The sequence below is a fragment of the Cryobacterium fucosi genome, assembly GCF_004403515.1.
Classification (GTDB): domain Bacteria; phylum Actinomycetota; class Actinomycetes; order Actinomycetales; family Microbacteriaceae; genus Cryobacterium; species Cryobacterium fucosi.
The window spans coordinates 1-14,309 of record NZ_SOHH01000078.1 but is presented as its reverse complement, the minus strand read 5'-3'; the positions used below and the strand labels follow the sequence as shown (position 1 = coordinate 14,309).

Annotated in this window: 14 protein-coding genes; 7 read left to right on the top strand and 7 right to left on the bottom strand. The window is 66.4% G+C overall.

Annotation, left to right across the window (positions count from 1 at the left end; all coding sequences use genetic code 11):
- The first annotated feature begins 67 nt into the window (after window positions 1-67).
- A complete protein-coding gene (locus tag E3T48_RS11755; protein WP_174844160.1) occupies window positions 68-1,210 on the top strand; it encodes an alkaline phosphatase family protein in 1,143 nt (380 codons plus the stop codon).
- A gap of 40 nt (window positions 1,211-1,250) precedes the next feature.
- Here the strand turns inward: E3T48_RS11755 and E3T48_RS11750 are convergent, their stop codons facing one another.
- The gene (locus E3T48_RS11750) at window positions 1,251-1,835 is read right to left on the bottom strand and encodes a DUF3043 domain-containing protein (protein WP_134524246.1); all 585 of its coding nucleotides are present in this window, start codon (window positions 1,833-1,835) and stop codon (window positions 1,251-1,253) included.
- 37 nt (window positions 1,836-1,872) lie between these two features.
- Here E3T48_RS11750 and E3T48_RS11745 point away from each other — a divergent pair, with 37 nt between their 5' ends.
- From E3T48_RS11745 to E3T48_RS11725, 5 genes are all read left to right on the top strand, one after another.
- Window positions 1,873-3,303: a dipeptidase gene (locus E3T48_RS11745; RefSeq protein WP_134524245.1), complete on the top strand. Its 1,431-nt coding sequence runs from the start codon at window positions 1,873-1,875 to the stop codon at window positions 3,301-3,303.
- A gap of 175 nt (window positions 3,304-3,478) precedes the next feature.
- Window positions 3,479-3,841, top strand: coding sequence for an iron-sulfur cluster insertion protein ErpA (gene erpA, locus E3T48_RS11740; protein WP_134524244.1), 363 nt, complete (start codon window positions 3,479-3,481; stop codon window positions 3,839-3,841).
- 219 nt (window positions 3,842-4,060) lie between these two features.
- The gene (gene ctaC, locus E3T48_RS11735) at window positions 4,061-4,948 is read left to right on the top strand and encodes an aa3-type cytochrome oxidase subunit II (RefSeq protein ID WP_134524243.1); all 888 of its coding nucleotides are present in this window, start codon (window positions 4,061-4,063) and stop codon (window positions 4,946-4,948) included.
- Window positions 4,949-4,951: 3 nt separating this feature from the next.
- Window positions 4,952-6,688 (top strand): aa3-type cytochrome oxidase subunit I, encoded by a 1,737-nt coding sequence (gene ctaD, locus E3T48_RS11730; protein ID WP_134524242.1) that lies wholly within the window; start codon window positions 4,952-4,954, stop codon window positions 6,686-6,688.
- Window positions 6,689-7,111: a cytochrome c oxidase subunit 4 gene (locus E3T48_RS11725; RefSeq protein ID WP_134524241.1), complete on the top strand. Its 423-nt coding sequence runs from the start codon at window positions 6,689-6,691 to the stop codon at window positions 7,109-7,111.
- Window positions 7,112-7,211: 100 nt separating this feature from the next.
- Here E3T48_RS11725 and E3T48_RS11720 read toward each other — a convergent pair whose 3' ends face one another.
- From E3T48_RS11720 to ctaE, 5 genes are read right to left on the bottom strand one after another with little or no spacing between them, the layout of a single operon-like run.
- Window positions 7,212-8,039 (bottom strand): methyltransferase domain-containing protein, encoded by an 828-nt coding sequence (locus tag E3T48_RS11720; RefSeq protein ID WP_134524240.1) that lies wholly within the window; start codon window positions 8,037-8,039, stop codon window positions 7,212-7,214.
- Between the two features lie 31 nt (window positions 8,040-8,070).
- Window positions 8,071-9,690, bottom strand: coding sequence for a cytochrome bc1 complex cytochrome b subunit (gene qcrB, locus E3T48_RS11715; RefSeq protein ID WP_174844159.1), 1,620 nt, complete (start codon window positions 9,688-9,690; stop codon window positions 8,071-8,073).
- The gene (gene qcrA / locus E3T48_RS11710; RefSeq protein ID WP_134524239.1) at window positions 9,687-10,760 is read right to left on the bottom strand and encodes a cytochrome bc1 complex Rieske iron-sulfur subunit; all 1,074 of its coding nucleotides are present in this window, start codon (window positions 10,758-10,760) and stop codon (window positions 9,687-9,689) included. The genes qcrB and qcrA overlap by 4 nt, the downstream gene beginning before the upstream one ends.
- A gap of 54 nt (window positions 10,761-10,814) precedes the next feature.
- On the bottom strand, window positions 10,815-11,627 hold the full coding sequence (gene qcrC, locus E3T48_RS11705) for a cytochrome bc1 complex diheme cytochrome c subunit (protein ID WP_134524257.1): 813 nt from the start codon (window positions 11,625-11,627) through the stop codon (window positions 10,815-10,817).
- Between the two features lie 25 nt (window positions 11,628-11,652).
- Window positions 11,653-12,282 (bottom strand): aa3-type cytochrome oxidase subunit III, encoded by a 630-nt coding sequence (gene ctaE, locus E3T48_RS11700; RefSeq protein WP_420898372.1) that lies wholly within the window; start codon window positions 12,280-12,282, stop codon window positions 11,653-11,655.
- Between the two features lie 145 nt (window positions 12,283-12,427).
- Here ctaE and trpD point away from each other — a divergent pair, with 145 nt between their 5' ends.
- Window positions 12,428-13,480, top strand: a complete 1,053-nt coding sequence (gene trpD, locus E3T48_RS11695) for an anthranilate phosphoribosyltransferase (RefSeq protein ID WP_134524237.1) — start codon at window positions 12,428-12,430, stop codon at window positions 13,478-13,480.
- Between the two features lie 72 nt (window positions 13,481-13,552).
- Here trpD and E3T48_RS11690 read toward each other — a convergent pair.
- Window positions 13,553-14,309: FGGY family carbohydrate kinase (locus tag E3T48_RS11690; protein WP_241986789.1), on the bottom strand; the 757-nt coding region annotated here is incomplete at its 5' end.

Here is a 14,309-nt window from a genome sequence, read left to right as displayed (position 1 = left end):
GCTTGGGGCAGGCACTTTCGGGTGGGCGCTGGAACGTGCGGCCTGGGTCTATGTCAGAATTGGCCGGATGCCCCCCATGCTACCGGCCCGCCAATTCAGTGCCCTGCGGCTTGCCGACGTTCTGACAAGTTCCCTGTCCGCGATCCGGGGCCGGCCGAACGTCCTCGGCCTGGGGTCCACCGCCCGGACCGTCGTGGTGCTGGCCGATGGGCTTGGGGTCGGCCAGCTCCGGGCGCGCGCCGGCCATGCGCGCTTCCTCCTTTCCCACCTCACGAAGGCCGGCGTGCTCGACGGCGTCTTCCCGGCCACGACGGCCGCCGGAATCGCCACGCTCACGACCGGCGTCGAGCCGGGGCGCCATGGCCTGGTCGGCTACCGGGTGCGCGACGAGGCCAGGGATCGGGTCGTGAACCAGCTGACCGGATGGGATGACGGCATGGATCCGGCGCTCTGGCAGCGGGAACGCACGGTTTTCGAACGCGCCGCCGATGACGGGGTGCCCAGCTTCGCGATCGGGCCGAAGCGCTACACGGCCTCCGGTTTCACCCTGGCGGTATTGCGTGGCGCGCGCTACGTCGCCGCGGAGAGCCTGGCGGAACGTTTCGAGGCCGCCCGCGCGCTCCTCGACTCCGAGCCGAGAGCGCTCGTCTACCTGTACATTCCCGAGCTGGACATGGCCGCGCACGCGCACGGATGGGAGTCCGCCAGATGGCTGGCCGAGTTGGAGGCCCTCGACGCCGCGGTGGCGCGGTTCGCCGCCGGCCTGAAACGCGACGAGGGACTGCTGCTGACCGCCGACCACGGGGTCATCGACGTCCCGGCAACCAGGCATGTGCTCTTCGACACCGTTCCCGAGCTCGTCGGGGGCGTGCGCCACATCGGGGGAGACCCCCGGTGCCTGCAGCTCTACCTGGACCCGGCTCGGGTGGATGAGGCGCCGGCCCTGGCTGATTCGTGGCGGGAGACCGAGGGTGACCGTGCCTGGGTGTTCACTCGGGACGAGGCCGTGGAGGCCGGACTGTTCGGCGCGGTCGCGGCGGAGGTGCTCCCGCGGATCGGAGACGTCATCGTCGCCGCGCGCAAGCTGGTCGCCTACTACGACTCACGCGAACCAAACCAGTCGGCACGTCAGATGGTCGGCCAGCATGGGTCGCTGACCGACGAGGAACTCCGGGTCCCCTTGATCCGGTTCGGCGCGCACTCCGCCTGAGATCGGGCCCGCAGTGCGGGCGCCGACCCGGCGGCGGCGTTCAGGCGGGGTATTGGCCGCGCTTGACCTGCGGCTTGGGCAGGCGCATCGGACGCAGCTGCAGCGCACGCATCGCCGCGTACCAGCGAACCCGCTCGGCCTTGTCTTCGCCGAACTTCGCCTTCACCTTGCGGGTGAGGGTATAGCCCAGGATGACGCAGTCGACGACGGCGACGAGGAAGAACGCCCAGAGCGCGAGGATGCCGTACGTCTGCACCATCGGGTCCGGGAAGAACGTCAGCAGGATGACGAGGAACATCACCGGGATCATGAACTCGCCGACGTTGAAGCGCGCGTCGACGTGGTCACGCACGAACCGTTTCTGCGGGCCACGCTCGCGCTGCGGGAGGAACTTGTCGTCCCCGGCAGCCATGCCGAGCCTGGCGCGGTCCCTGGCCTCTGCCGCCTTGCCCCTGGCCTGCTTGGCCGCGAGCTTGCGGTCATCCGGCACCAGCGGTCGCTTGTTCAGCGCCTCCTGCTGTTTCCGGCTGGGCGTCGCCTGCCCCTTGCCGGCCGCGAGGCGTGCCTTCGTCTCCTCCACGGTCTCCGCGGAGGGTTGTGCGTCTGGGTTCACAGGCTTAGCCACATCAGTTCCTTGCACTTGGTTGGCTTAAGATTACCCGATGACCGATACTCCAGAAACAGAACCGAATTCGTCGATACTGGCCGGAGCCGGCATCCGTGCGGCAGTGGAGCGGGGCCTGCCGACGACGATCGCGGACCTGTGCGCCCTCGTGCGGGTCCCGTCGGTGTCCTGGGATGGGTTCGACCGTGGCCAGGTGGCGCGGAGCGCCGAGATGGTGGCCGAACTCGCCCGGGGTCTCGGGGTGTTCGACACCGTCGAGGTCAAGCAGGCCGGCATCCCCGGCGGCGCCGAACTGGGCCAGCCGGCCGTGCTCGCCACCCGGGCTGCCCGGAACGGGCGCCCGACGGTGCTGCTCTACGCCCACCACGACGTGCAGCCTCCCGGCAACGACGCGGACTGGGAATCGCTGCCCTTCGAACCGACCGTGCGCGGCAACCGTCTCTACGGGCGCGGGGCCGCCGACGACAAGGCGGGTGTCATGGCCCATATTGCGTCGATTCGTGCCCTCGTCGAGGCGGAAGGACCCGACTTCGACCTCGGCATCGCCCTCTTCATCGAGGGGGAGGAGGAATTCGGCAGCAGGTCCTTCGCCACGTTCCTGGAGGAGAACCGGGAGGCGTTGCGCGCCGACGCCATCGTGGTCGCCGACTCCAACAACTGGGACATCGACACCCCCGCGCTGACGATCGCGTTGCGCGGTAACGTCACCTTCAGGCTCACGGTCCGCACCCTGGACCACGCGTCCCACTCCGGCATGTTCGGCGGAGCCGTCCCCGACGCGATGATGGCCACCGTCCGTCTCCTGAACACCCTGTACGCGGCCGACGGTTCGGTGGCGGTCGCCGGACTGACCAGCCACGACGCGGTCACACCCGACTACTCGGAGGCCCAGCTCCGCCAGGAGACCGGGCTGTCCGCCGGAGTGCACCCGATCGGCCACGGATCCGTGCTCGGCCGGATCTGGTCGCAGCCGTCGATCACGATCACCGGCATCGACGCTCCGACCGTCGCCAACGCCTCGAACACCCTCTCGCCTGTCATCTCGGTGCGGCTGAGCACCCGGATCGCGCCCGGCCAGCCCGCAGCGGATGCCGTCACCGCCCTGGAGACCCATCTGCGGGAGAAAGTCCCGTTCGGCGCCCAGATCGAGATCGACGACGTCGATACGGGGGAGGCCTTCCTCGTCGACACGAGCGGCTGGGCCGTCACCGAAACCCGGCTGGCCATGACGGAAGCCTGGGGCCGTGCGCCGGTCGACATCGGCGTCGGCGGGTCGATCCCGTTCATCGCCGACCTCGTCCGTGTCTTCCCGGAGGCGCAGATCCTGGTCACCGGTGTCGAAGACCCCGATTCGCGCGCGCACAGCCCCAATGAGTCCCTGCATCTGGGGGTGTTCAAACGGGCCGTCCTCGGCGAGGCACTCCTGCTCGGCCGACTCAACCGGACGGTCCGGCCCGGGGCTTCCTGATCCGATCGGTCAAGTCCACGGCCGGATCGGGAATTCCGAGGGCGATTTCACCGTTTCCCTCGGTAGAATCACTGTGGTGACCCGTGCGTGCCGGCCCAGGCCGGACCGCGTGGCCCTACCGATTGACAGCAGCGACGTGACGGGACCGTACCGACGCGAGAGTAAGAGGAGCAGCATGACCGACACCATCGCCAACAGCACAGGCACCGCCGCCCACGGCGTGGGCCTCAGCGCCACCGCCGCCCAAAAGGTTCGCAGCCTGCTCGCCCAGGAGGGCCGCGAGGATCTGCGTCTGCGCGTCGCCGTGCAGCCCGGAGGCTGCTCCGGCCTGATCTACCAGCTCTACTTCGACGAGCGGGTGCTCGACGGCGACGCCCTCGTCGATTTCGACGGGGTCGAGGTCGTCGTCGACAAGATGAGCGTGCCCTACCTCGACGGGGCATCCATCGACTTCGAAGACACCATCCAGAAGCAGGGTTTCACGATCGACAACCCGAATGCCGGTGGAAGCTGCGCCTGCGGAGACTCCTTCAGCTGACTCGCGCCGCTGCCGGCGGCGACTCCCGTCCGAACGAACGCGAGCCACAGCGCGTCTGGGTTCGGCAGGGGACGTCGCGGGCAAATGCTGTGACTGGGGGCGAATTCGTTATCCGCCCGGCCGCGTTGATGCACATGCCGCGCCGTCTCTCGCAGTAGGCTGTGAAACTAGAAATGCACTTCCAGTGAAGTGTCGTCGAGTCTTCCCGAAAGGTTACTGGTGCGCAAAAACCATCGTCTCCGATGGGCTGCTATTCCGATTGCAGCGTCGTTGGCCATTGTTCTGGCGGGGTGCACCCAAGCCCAGCTCCACGGCTTTCTCCCCGGCTTCGAAGAGGGTCAACCGGCGGTGACCAACCAGACCGACCGCATCGGCGGGCTGTGGACGACGTCCTGGATCGTGCTGCTCGTGATCGGCCTGATCACCTGGGGCCTCATGATCTGGACGGTCGTCGTATACCGCCGTCGGAAGGGCCAGACCGGTCTGCCCGTCCAGCTTCGCTACAACATGCCGATCGAGATCTTCTACACGGTCGTGCCGCTCATCCTCGTGCTGGGCTTCTTCGCCTTCACCGCCCGTGACCAGGCCGCCATCGAGGCGCGCTTCGAGTCGCCCGACGTGAAGATCGAGGTCATCGGCAAGCAGTGGGCCTGGGACTTCAACTACGTCACCGACGACGTCTACTCGGCAGGCATCCAGGGCCAGCCCGACCTCAACGGGCCCAAGGGCTCTCTGGTCGAGTCCGAGATCCCCACCCTCGTGCTCCCGATCGGCAAGAAGATCGAACTCGCGCTCGAATCCCGTGACGTCATCCACTCATTCTGGGTCATCGACTTCCTCTACAAGAAGGACATGATCCCCGACAAGACCAACTACATGTCGGTCATCCCCGAGCGCATCGGCACCTACTCGGGCAAGTGCGCCGAACTGTGCGGCGAGTACCACTCCCTGATGCTGTTCAAGGTCAAGGTCGTCTCCGAGGCAGACTACGACGCCTACATCCAGTCGCTGCGCGTGGCCGGCAACGAAGGCCAGCTCGACAACGATTACAAGCGCAATCAAAACCTTCCGGGCACGAGCGCCCCGACGGTTCAGGAGGGCAACTAGGCCATGACCACCACGACCGCTCCCACCGCCCCCACCGCACCGGCCGCCCCCCGGCGCGTCTCCGGCGTGGACCGCAAGGGCAATGTCCTCGTCCGGTGGATCACCTCCACCGACCACAAGGTCATCGGGTACATGTACCTGATCACCTCCTTCGTCTACTTCTGCCTCGCCGGCGTGATGGCCCTGGTGATCAGGGCCCAGCTGTTCGAGCCCGGCCTGCAGATCGTGCAGACCAAGGAGCAGTACAACCAGCTCTTCACCATGCACGGCACGATCATGCTGCTGATGTTCGCGACGCCGTTGTTCTTCGGATTCGCCAACTCCCTGATGCCGCTCCAGATCGGCGCACCAGACGTGGCGTTCCCGCGGCTCAACGCCTTCTCCTTCTGGGCGTTCTTCTTCGGCAGCCTCATCGCCGTCGGCGGGTTCCTCACCCCGCAGGGGGCGGCATCCTTCGGCTGGTTCGCCTACCAACCGTTGGCGAGCACGACGTTCTCGCCCGGGGTCGGCGGCAACCTGTGGATGGTCGGCCTGGGGCTCTCCGGCTTCGGCACCATCCTCGGCGCGGTCAACTTCATCACGACGATCATCACCATGCGCGCGCCCGGCATGACCATGTTCCGGATGCCGATCTTCACCTGGAACACGATGGTCACCTCCATCCTCGTGCTGATGGCGTTCCCGGTGCTGGCTGCCGCGCTCCTCGCAGCGGCCTCCGACCGGATCTTCCTCTCCCACATCTACGACCCGGCCAACGGCGGCGCCATCCTCTGGCAGCACCTGTTCTGGTTCTTCGGCCACCCCGAGGTGTACATCATCGCCCTGCCGTTCTTCGGCATCGTGTCCGAGGTATTCCCGGTCTTCAGTCGCAAGCCGATCTTCGGCTACAAGACGCTGATCTACGCGACCATCTCCATCGCGGCACTGTCCGTCGCGGTCTGGGCGCACCACATGTACGTCACCGGTTCCGTGCTGCTGCCGTTCTTCTCCCTGTTGACCATGCTCATCGCGGTGCCGACGGGGGTGAAGATCTTCAACTGGATCGGCACCATGTGGCGTGGGTCGCTGACCTTCGAGACTCCGATGCTCTGGGCCCTCGGCTTCCTGGTCACGTTCACGTTCGGTGGGCTGACCGGCGTGATACTGGCGTCGCCGCCGCTGGACTTCCACGTGTCCGACACCTACTTCGTGGTGGCGCACTTCCACTACGTCATCTTCGGCACCGTCGTGTTCGCCATGTTCAGTGGGTTCTACTTCTGGTGGCCCAAGTGGACCGGCAAGATGCTCAACGAGAGCCTGGGCAAGTGGCACTTCTGGCTCCTGTTCATCGGCTTCCACACGACGTTCCTCGTGCAGCACTGGCTGGGCGTGGTCGGGATGCCCCGCCGGTACGCCTCGTACTCCCCGGAGGACGGCTTCACCTGGATGAACCAGCTGTCGACGATCGGCGCGATGATCCTCGCCGTCTCGATGATCCCGTTCTTCCTGAACGTGTACATCACGGCCCGCAAGGCGCCGCTGGTCACCGTGAACGACCCGTGGGGCTTCGGCGCTTCGCTGGAGTGGGCGACGTCCTGCCCGCCGCCGCGGCACAACTTCACCTCGATCCCGCGCATCCGCTCCGAGCGTCCCGCCTTCGACCTGAACCACCCCGAGGTGGCCATGACCGTTGGCATCGGACCCGGCAAGGACGCGCCGGATGCCCCCACGTATGACGCAGCTTCGAACAAGGTGAAATAGATGAGAGCCAACGTCAACCTGCTCTGGATCCTCGCGGGCTTCTTCACCGTCGTGACGGTCGCCTATGTCGTGTGGGGTCTCCTCGACCCCAAGCAGCACAGCGTTGAGTGGGCGGGAACCTTCGCCCTGGGACTCTGTGCCGTGTTCACCAGCTTCGTCGCGTTCTACCTCAGCCGGGTGCACAGTGCGCAGGGCGGAGAGCTCCCCGAGGACCGGCTGGACTCGAACATCGACGACGGCGACCCCGAGGTCGGCTTCTTCAGCCCGTGGAGCTGGTGGCCGATCCTGCTCGCCGGCAGTGCAGCCCTGCTGTTCCTCGGGCTGGCCGTCGGCGTGTGGATCTCCATCATCGCCCTGGGGCTCGGTGTCATCTGCCTCGTCGGTTGGGTGTACGAGTACTACCGGGGCATGTTCGCCCGTTAGATCCCGAACCACGGCCGATCACGGCCATCCGCTGCGGCGTCCGCGACCTTGTCCGGGCGCCGTTTGCGTACCCGGGCGGCGAAGCAGGCGCGCCCCGGACTCACCCGCGGCGGCGGAACCCGAGAAGCTCGAAGGCGACGGTCACGGGACGCCCGGCGTCCGGCTCGTCGGCGAGAGTGGCGGCATCCGTGTGGTGGGCCGACGGCCCCATTCCGACCAGGCTGCCCACCTGGCCGGGGCCGAGCGTGAGCAGCTCGGATGACGTCGCCCGGGATTCGAGGACGAAGTCAGCGTCGAGGGACGCCGTGAGCTCCGCCGTCTTGTTCGCCTGCACGCCGAGCGCGAGCCCGGCATCGCGGAGTTCCCGCAGGTGGGTCTCCTGCGGAACCACGACAACCAGCAGCCCGCCGGGCCGGAGCATGCGATGGAACTCGGCAGGATTGCGCGGCGCGAACACGTTGAGGATGACGTCGACGGAGTCGTCACGCACGGGGATGGGCGCCCAGACATCCGCCACCAGGCCGTCGATCCGGTCCTCGCCGGCCACCGTGCGTGCGACCGCGACGGGGGAGAGGTCCATGCCAAGGGCCCGGGTGCCGGGCAGCCTGGCCAGGACGCCCCGGAGGTAGTATCCGGTGCCGCAGCCGACGTCAAGCACGGTCGCCGGGTTCTCCTGAACGATCAACTCGGCAAGGCTGTCCCGGAGCGGCCCGTACCACCCGGCGGCAAGGAACTCGTCACGCGCGTCGAGCATCGCCGCGCTGTCACCGATCAGGCGCCGGGAGCCGCCGGCCAGCGAGACGTAGCCACGCTTGTTCGCGTCGTAGGCGTGGCCGTTCGCGCAGCGGAGAATGAGTGGCCCGCCGGGCTCGAGGGGGAGAAAACAGATCGGGCACCGAAGCCACTCCGACAGGGTCTGGAGGGACATCGATGCCCGATCTGTTGTTGAGGCGCTCGCCTCAGTGGTGGTCGCCGTGGGACTGTTCGAGCTCGGTGCTTGTGACCGGTTCGATCCGGTCCTCGAAGAACCAGCGCGACATGCCGGCGCGGAGCTTCTGGCCGGCGGTGATCTTTCCCTGGGCGTTCGGGCGGATCATCAGCGGCTTGTAGTCGGAGTAGCTGACCAGTTTCCAGCGCTCGTACTCGTCGATCGGCTGGTGCACCTCGATGTACTCGCCGCCGGGGAGGCGCACGATCCGACCGGACTCGTAGCCGTGCAGCACGATCTCGCGGTCCTTCTTCTGCAAGGCGAGGCAGACCCGCTTGGCGATGAAGAAAGCGATGAACGGGCCGACGAGCGTGAGGAACTGCATCGTGAGGATGACGCCCTCTATCGTGACCCTGAAGTGCGTCGCAATGATGTCGGAGGAGGCGGTGGCCCAGAGGGCCGCGTAGAACGTCACACCGGCCGCGCCGATGGCGGTGCGGGTCGGGGCGTTCCGTGGACGGTCGAGGATGTGGTGCTCGCGCTTGTCCCCGGTGACCCAGGCCTCGATGAACGGGTAGATGAGCACCACGAGGATGAACAACCCGAGCGAGACCAGGGGGATGAGGATGTTGAACGAATACGTGCGGTCGAGCCAGACGAATTCCAGTCCCGGCGGGATCAGTCGCAGGGCCCCGTCGGCGAACCCGATGTACCAGTCCGGCTGGGTTCCCGCGGAGACGGGGGAGGGGTCGTATGGTCCGTAGTTCCAGATCGGGTTGATCGTGAACAACGACGCCATCAGCATCACGACGCCGAAGACGATGAAGAAGAAGCCGCCGGCCTTGGCCGCGTAGACCGGGAGGACCGGGTAGCCGACCACGTTCTGGTTTGTGCGTCCCGCGCCGGGGTACTGCGTGTGCTTGTGCACGACGACGAACAGGAGGTGCATCGCGATCAGCGCGACGATGATCGCCGGCAGCAGCAGGATATGCAGCGAGTAGAGCCGCCCAATGATGGCCTCGCCCGGGAATTCGCCGCCGAAGAGCAGGAACGAGATCCAGGTGCCGATCAGCGGGATCCCCTTGACCATCCCGTCGATGATCCGCAGGCCGTTTCCGGAGAGCAGGTCGTCGGGGAGGGAGTAACCGGTGAATCCTTCGGCCATCGCCAGGATGAAGAGGATGAAGCCGATCACCCAGTTCAGTTCGCGGGGCTTGCGGAACGCGCCGGTGAAGTAGATCCGGAGCATGTGCAGGCCGATGGCCGCGACGAAGAGCAGCGCCGCCCAGTGGTGGACCTGGCGCATGAGCAGCCCGCCGCGGATGTCGAACGAGATGTCGAGCGACGACGACATCGCCGCTGACATTTCGACGCCCTTCAACGGCACGTACGACCCGTCGTACAGCACGGGGGTCATCGACGCGCTGAAGAAGAACGTCAGGAACGATCCTGACAGCAGGATGATGACGAAGCTGTACAGCGCCACTTCGCCGAGGAGGAAGGACCAGTGGTCCGGGAAGATCTTGCGGCCCAGTTCCTTGACTGCCGTCGAGATGCTGGTGCGCTCGTCGATGTAGTTGGCGGCGACGGCCGTCAGGCCGCCGGACTTCTTGGTTTCGACCAGCTCAGTGGTCGTGGTTGTCGTGCTCAATTCCGCTCCCAGAAGCTCGGTCCGACGGGTTCAGTGAAATCGCTCTGTGCAATGAGGTAACCCTCTGAGTCTACCGCGATGGGCAGCTGGGGCAGGGGGCGCTTGGCCGGCCCGAAGATGACCTCACAGTGGTTTGACACGTCGAACTGCGACTGGTGACAGGGGCAGAGGAGGTGGTGGGTCTGCTGCTCGTACAGTGCGACCGGGCAGCCGACGTGGGTGCAGATCTTCGAGTAGGCGACGATCCCGTCGTACGACCAACTCTTGCGTTCGGGCAGTTCGTTGAGGTCTTCCGGCTTGAGCCGCATCAGCAGAACGGCGGCCTTGGCCTTTTCCTCCAGCTTGCCGTGCTCGAGGTCCTGGAGCCCCTCCGGAATCACGTGGAAGGCGGAACCCAGGGTGATGTCGGACGCCTTGATCGGAGTGCCGGTCGGGTCGAGGGCCAGGCGCGTGCCCTTCTTCCACATCGTGTGACTGAGAAGGGCAGCCGGGTTGTCGTCCTGCGGGCCGAGGCCGCGGAACAGCACGACAGCGGGAAGCGGGAACGCGATCAGCGCGCCGATCAGGCTGTTGCGGATCAGCGTGCGACGCCCGATGCCGGATTCTTCGCCCGCTTCCTGAAAGATCTCGACGGACCGTGACCTGGTCTCGTCCGAGCCGCGAACGGGGTGGCGTTCGTCGATGCCCTCATGGTCGAACATCAGGGCCTTGCCCCAGTGCACGGCACCGATGCCGATCGCCATCAGCGCCAGGGTGAGGCCCAGGCCGATGAAGAGATTGTTCGTGCGAACGGATCCCGGGTCCTCCGGGACGATCGGGAACGCCATGTACGCGGCGATGGCGAAGACGCTGCCGACGATCGACAGGTAGAACAGCGTGTAGACCGTGCGCTCTGCCCGGCGCTCTGCGCTCGGGTCGAGGTCGGTCACGCGAAGGCGGTGCGGCGGGAGGCCCGGGTTGGCCACCGCATCCCTTACGACGACGGCGGTGCCTGCGGGAGCTTCCTCATGCCCGACGCCCGACGAGTCAGCAGCGGCCAGATCCTTCCCGCTGTTATCGTCCTTGGCCATTGTTCTCCTTCATCGGCAGTTTCATTTGCAAGTTGTCCGAGACCGGAAGTCCGGTCAGTTCGATTTCGCCGTGATCCACACGGTCAGGGCGACGATCGCGCCCAGGCCGAAGATCCACAGGAACAGACCCTCGGAGACCGGTCCGAGGGAGCCGAGCGCGTAGCCACCGGGAGAAGGATTGTTCTCGAGGTACTTGAGGTACGTGATGATGTCGCGCTTACTCTCGGGGGTGATATTCATGTCGTTGAAGACGGGCATGCTCTGCGGTCCGGTGACCATGGCCTCGTAGATGTGCTTGGAGGTGACCCCGTCGAGCGACGGCGCGTACTTGCCTTCGGTGAGGGCTCCACCGGCGCCGGCGACGTTGTGGCACATCGCACAGTTGATCCGGAAGAGCTCGGCGCCATTGGCGGCGTCGCCCTTCTCGTCGAGGAGCTTGGCCTCCGGAAGGCCGGGGCCGGGCGCCAGGGACGACACGTAGGCGGCGAGAGCGGCGATCTGCTCGTCCGTGAACTGGACGGCCTTCTTCTCGGCTTGCGGACCGTTCATCTGCAACGGCATCCGGCCGGTGCCGACCTGGAAGTCCACCGAGGCGGCGCCGACGCCGATCAGGCTCGGACCGCTGCCGGTGCCCTGCGCGGCCAGGCCGTGGCAGGTGGCGCAGTTCGCGGCGAAGAGCTTCTTGCCCTCGCCGATGGTCTGCTGGGACGTGGCGCTGGTCTCGGCGCTAGCGGTGCTGGTGCTGAACGCGGCGTAGGCCCCGCCCGTGAAGAGAAGGCCGATCGCGATGAGGGCGACACTGGACAGCGGGTGGCGGCGGCCGGCCTTGCGCCCGCCGGGACTCTTGGGCTTCTTGATCGTGGTCATTTGTGCGTTTTCCACTTTCGACTGTCTATTTGAGAACGTAAATGACGAGGAACAGGCCGATCCAGACGACGTCGACGAAGTGCCAGTAGTAGGAAACGACGATCGCGCTGGTGGCCTCTTTGTGTCCGAAGTTCTTGACCGCGAAGCCGCGGCCGATCACGAGCAGGAACGCGAGGAGGCCGCCGGTGACGTGGATGCCGTGGAAGCCGGTGGTGAGGTAGAACGCCGAGCCGTAGGCATTGCTGGAGAGGGCGACGCCTTCGGAGACGAGCGTCGCGTACTCGAAGATCTGGCCGGACACGAAGATCGCACCGAGGGCGTAGGTGAGGAAGAACCACTCGACCATGCCCCACTGGCTCGGCTTCCAGCCCGTCGACCTGGCCTGCAGGCGTTCGGCGGCGAACACCCCGAACTGGCAGGTCACGGAGGAGGTGACCAGAATGAGCGTGTTGACCAGCGCGTAGGAGAAATTGTGCTTCTCGGTTTCGAACTGCCACAGCTCCGGCGAAGTCGACCGGAGGGTGAAGTAGATAGCGAAGAGCCCGGCGAAGAACATCACCTCGCTGCCGAGCCAGACGATGGTGCCCACAGCCACGCTGTTAGGCCGATTAACCACGGGCGCTGTGGCTGAATAAGTAATTGAGGGGCTCGTCACCCTCCCATTATGGCCGATATCCGGCGTGGTTTCGCTCAACCGGGCTTGCCTGTCGCCCAAATACCCGAATGACCACCGGATTGGAACAAAGACGCCCCCGGAGCACCAATTCGGGTGCGCGGCGGATCTCGCTTAAGATCGTTCCATGCTCGAATTCCAGTCCTGGCCCAACGTGATCAGCGCCCTCCTCGCCGGGGAGGACCTGAGTGTCTCCGATGCGGCGTGGAGCATGGAACAGGTGATGCTGGGGGAGGCCACTCCCGCGCAGCTCGCGGGATTCCTCGTTGCGCTGCGCGCCAAGGGGGAGACGGTGGACGAGATCGTCGGGTTCCGGGACGCCATCCTCGAACATGCGGTGCCCCTCGCCGTGAACCCGATGGCCCTCGACATCGTCGGGACGGGCGGGGACCGTTTCGGAACCGTCAATATCTCCACGATGGCGTCCATCGTTTGCGCCGGGGCAGGGGTGCCGGTGATCAAGCACGGCAATCGCGCAGCGAGTTCCGCGTCCGGGTCCTCCGACGTACTCGCGGCGCTCGGCATCGACCTGACGCTCTCGCCGGACAGGATCGCCGCCATCCTCGAGTCTGCGGGGATCACGTTCGCCTATGCCGCCGCGTTCCACCCGGGATTCCGCCATGCGGCCACGGCCCGGAAGGAACTGGGGATCCCCACGGTCTTCAACTACCTCGGCCCGCTCTGCAATCCGGCCCGCCCGGAGGCTTCGGCCGTCGGGGTGGCCGGACTCGACCGGGTTCCGCTGATCGTGGGCGTCTTCCAGACTCGCGGCGCAACGGCCCTCGTGTTCCGGGGGGACGACGGCCTCGACGAGCTCACCACGACGGGTCACAGCCACGTATGGGAGGTGTCGCGCGGTCTGGTCACCGAGCACGACATCGATCCGCGCGAACTGGGCATCAAACGCTCGAAAATCAACGACCTCCTCGGCGGTGACGCTGAACACAACGCCGCCGTCGTCCACCGGATGCTGTCCGGCCAGGACGACGCCGTGCGGGACATCGTGCTGCTCAACGCCGCCGCCGGTCTGGTCGCCTTCGACCTCGCCAACGACCCGGCCCAGGCCCAGGTGAACATCCTCGACCGTTTCCGCACGAAGATGGCCGTGGCCGCGGAGGCTGTCGACTCCGGTGCGGCCACGGCCAAACTCGCCGAGTGGGTGGCGGCCAGCCGGGCCTGAACCGGCCGTACGCCCAACTCCCGCCTGAGACGGTGACCGTGTTTGCCCGGCGGCCCGGTTGCCGGCGCTGGGCTACACCACGTCCTCGTCGACCCAGCCGAAGGTCTTGGTGACGGCCTTCTTCCAGTTCCGCAGCTGACGGTTCTTCTCCTCCTCGCTCATCTTCGGTGTCCACCGGCTGTCCTCCTGCCAGTTTGCGCGGAGCTCGTCGAGGCTGCTCCAGAAGCCGACCGCGAGGCCGGCCGCGTAGGCCGCGCCGAGCGCGGTGGTCTCCGCGACGACCGGGCGCACAACCGGAACACCGAGGATGTCCGCCTGGAACTGCATCAGCGTGTTGTTGGCGATCATGCCTCCGTCCACCTTGATCTCGGTCAGAGGTACCCCGGAGTCCGCGTTGACCGCGTCCAACACCTCCCGGGTCTGGAACGCCGTCGCCTCGAGCGCGGCACGGGCGATGTGGCCCTTGTTCACGAACCGGGTCAGGCCGACCAGGGCGCCGCGGGCATCCGAACGCCAGTACGGCGCGAACAGCCCGGAGAACGCCGGCACGAAGTAGGCGCCGCCGTTGTCGTCCACGGTCTTGGCCAGGGTCTCGATCTCCTCCGAGCTGCTGATCATGCCGAGGTTGTCGCGCAGCCACTGCACGAGCGCCCCGGTGACCGCGATCGAGCCCTCCAGCGCGTAATGCGGCGCGTCGGTGCCGAGCTTGTACCCCAGCGTGGTGAGCAGGCCGTTCTTGGAGTGCACGATCTCGGTGCCGGTGTTGAAGATGAGGAAGTTGCCGGTGCCGTAGGTGTTCTTCGCCTCGCCCTGGTCGAATGCGGCCTGG

Coding starts and splice junctions, on each gene's coding strand:
- E3T48_RS11755 (WP_174844160.1), top strand. CDS start 68: ATGCCCCCCATGCTACCGGCCCGCCAATTCAGTGCCCTGCGGCTTGCC.
- E3T48_RS11745 (WP_134524245.1), top strand. CDS start 1,873: ATGACCGATACTCCAGAAACAGAACCGAATTCGTCGATACTGGCCGGA.
- erpA (WP_134524244.1), top strand. CDS start 3,479: ATGACCGACACCATCGCCAACAGCACAGGCACCGCCGCCCACGGCGTG.
- ctaD (WP_134524242.1), top strand. CDS start 4,952: ATGACCACCACGACCGCTCCCACCGCCCCCACCGCACCGGCCGCCCCC.
- E3T48_RS11725 (WP_134524241.1), top strand. CDS start 6,689: ATGAGAGCCAACGTCAACCTGCTCTGGATCCTCGCGGGCTTCTTCACC.
- E3T48_RS11720 (WP_134524240.1), bottom strand. CDS start 8,039: ATGTCCCTCCAGACCCTGTCGGAGTGGCTTCGGTGCCCGATCTGTTTT.
- qcrA (WP_134524239.1), bottom strand. CDS start 10,760: ATGGCCAAGGACGATAACAGCGGGAAGGATCTGGCCGCTGCTGACTCG.
- qcrC (WP_134524257.1), bottom strand. CDS start 11,627: ATGACCACGATCAAGAAGCCCAAGAGTCCCGGCGGGCGCAAGGCCGGC.
- trpD (WP_134524237.1), top strand. CDS start 12,428: ATGCTCGAATTCCAGTCCTGGCCCAACGTGATCAGCGCCCTCCTCGCC.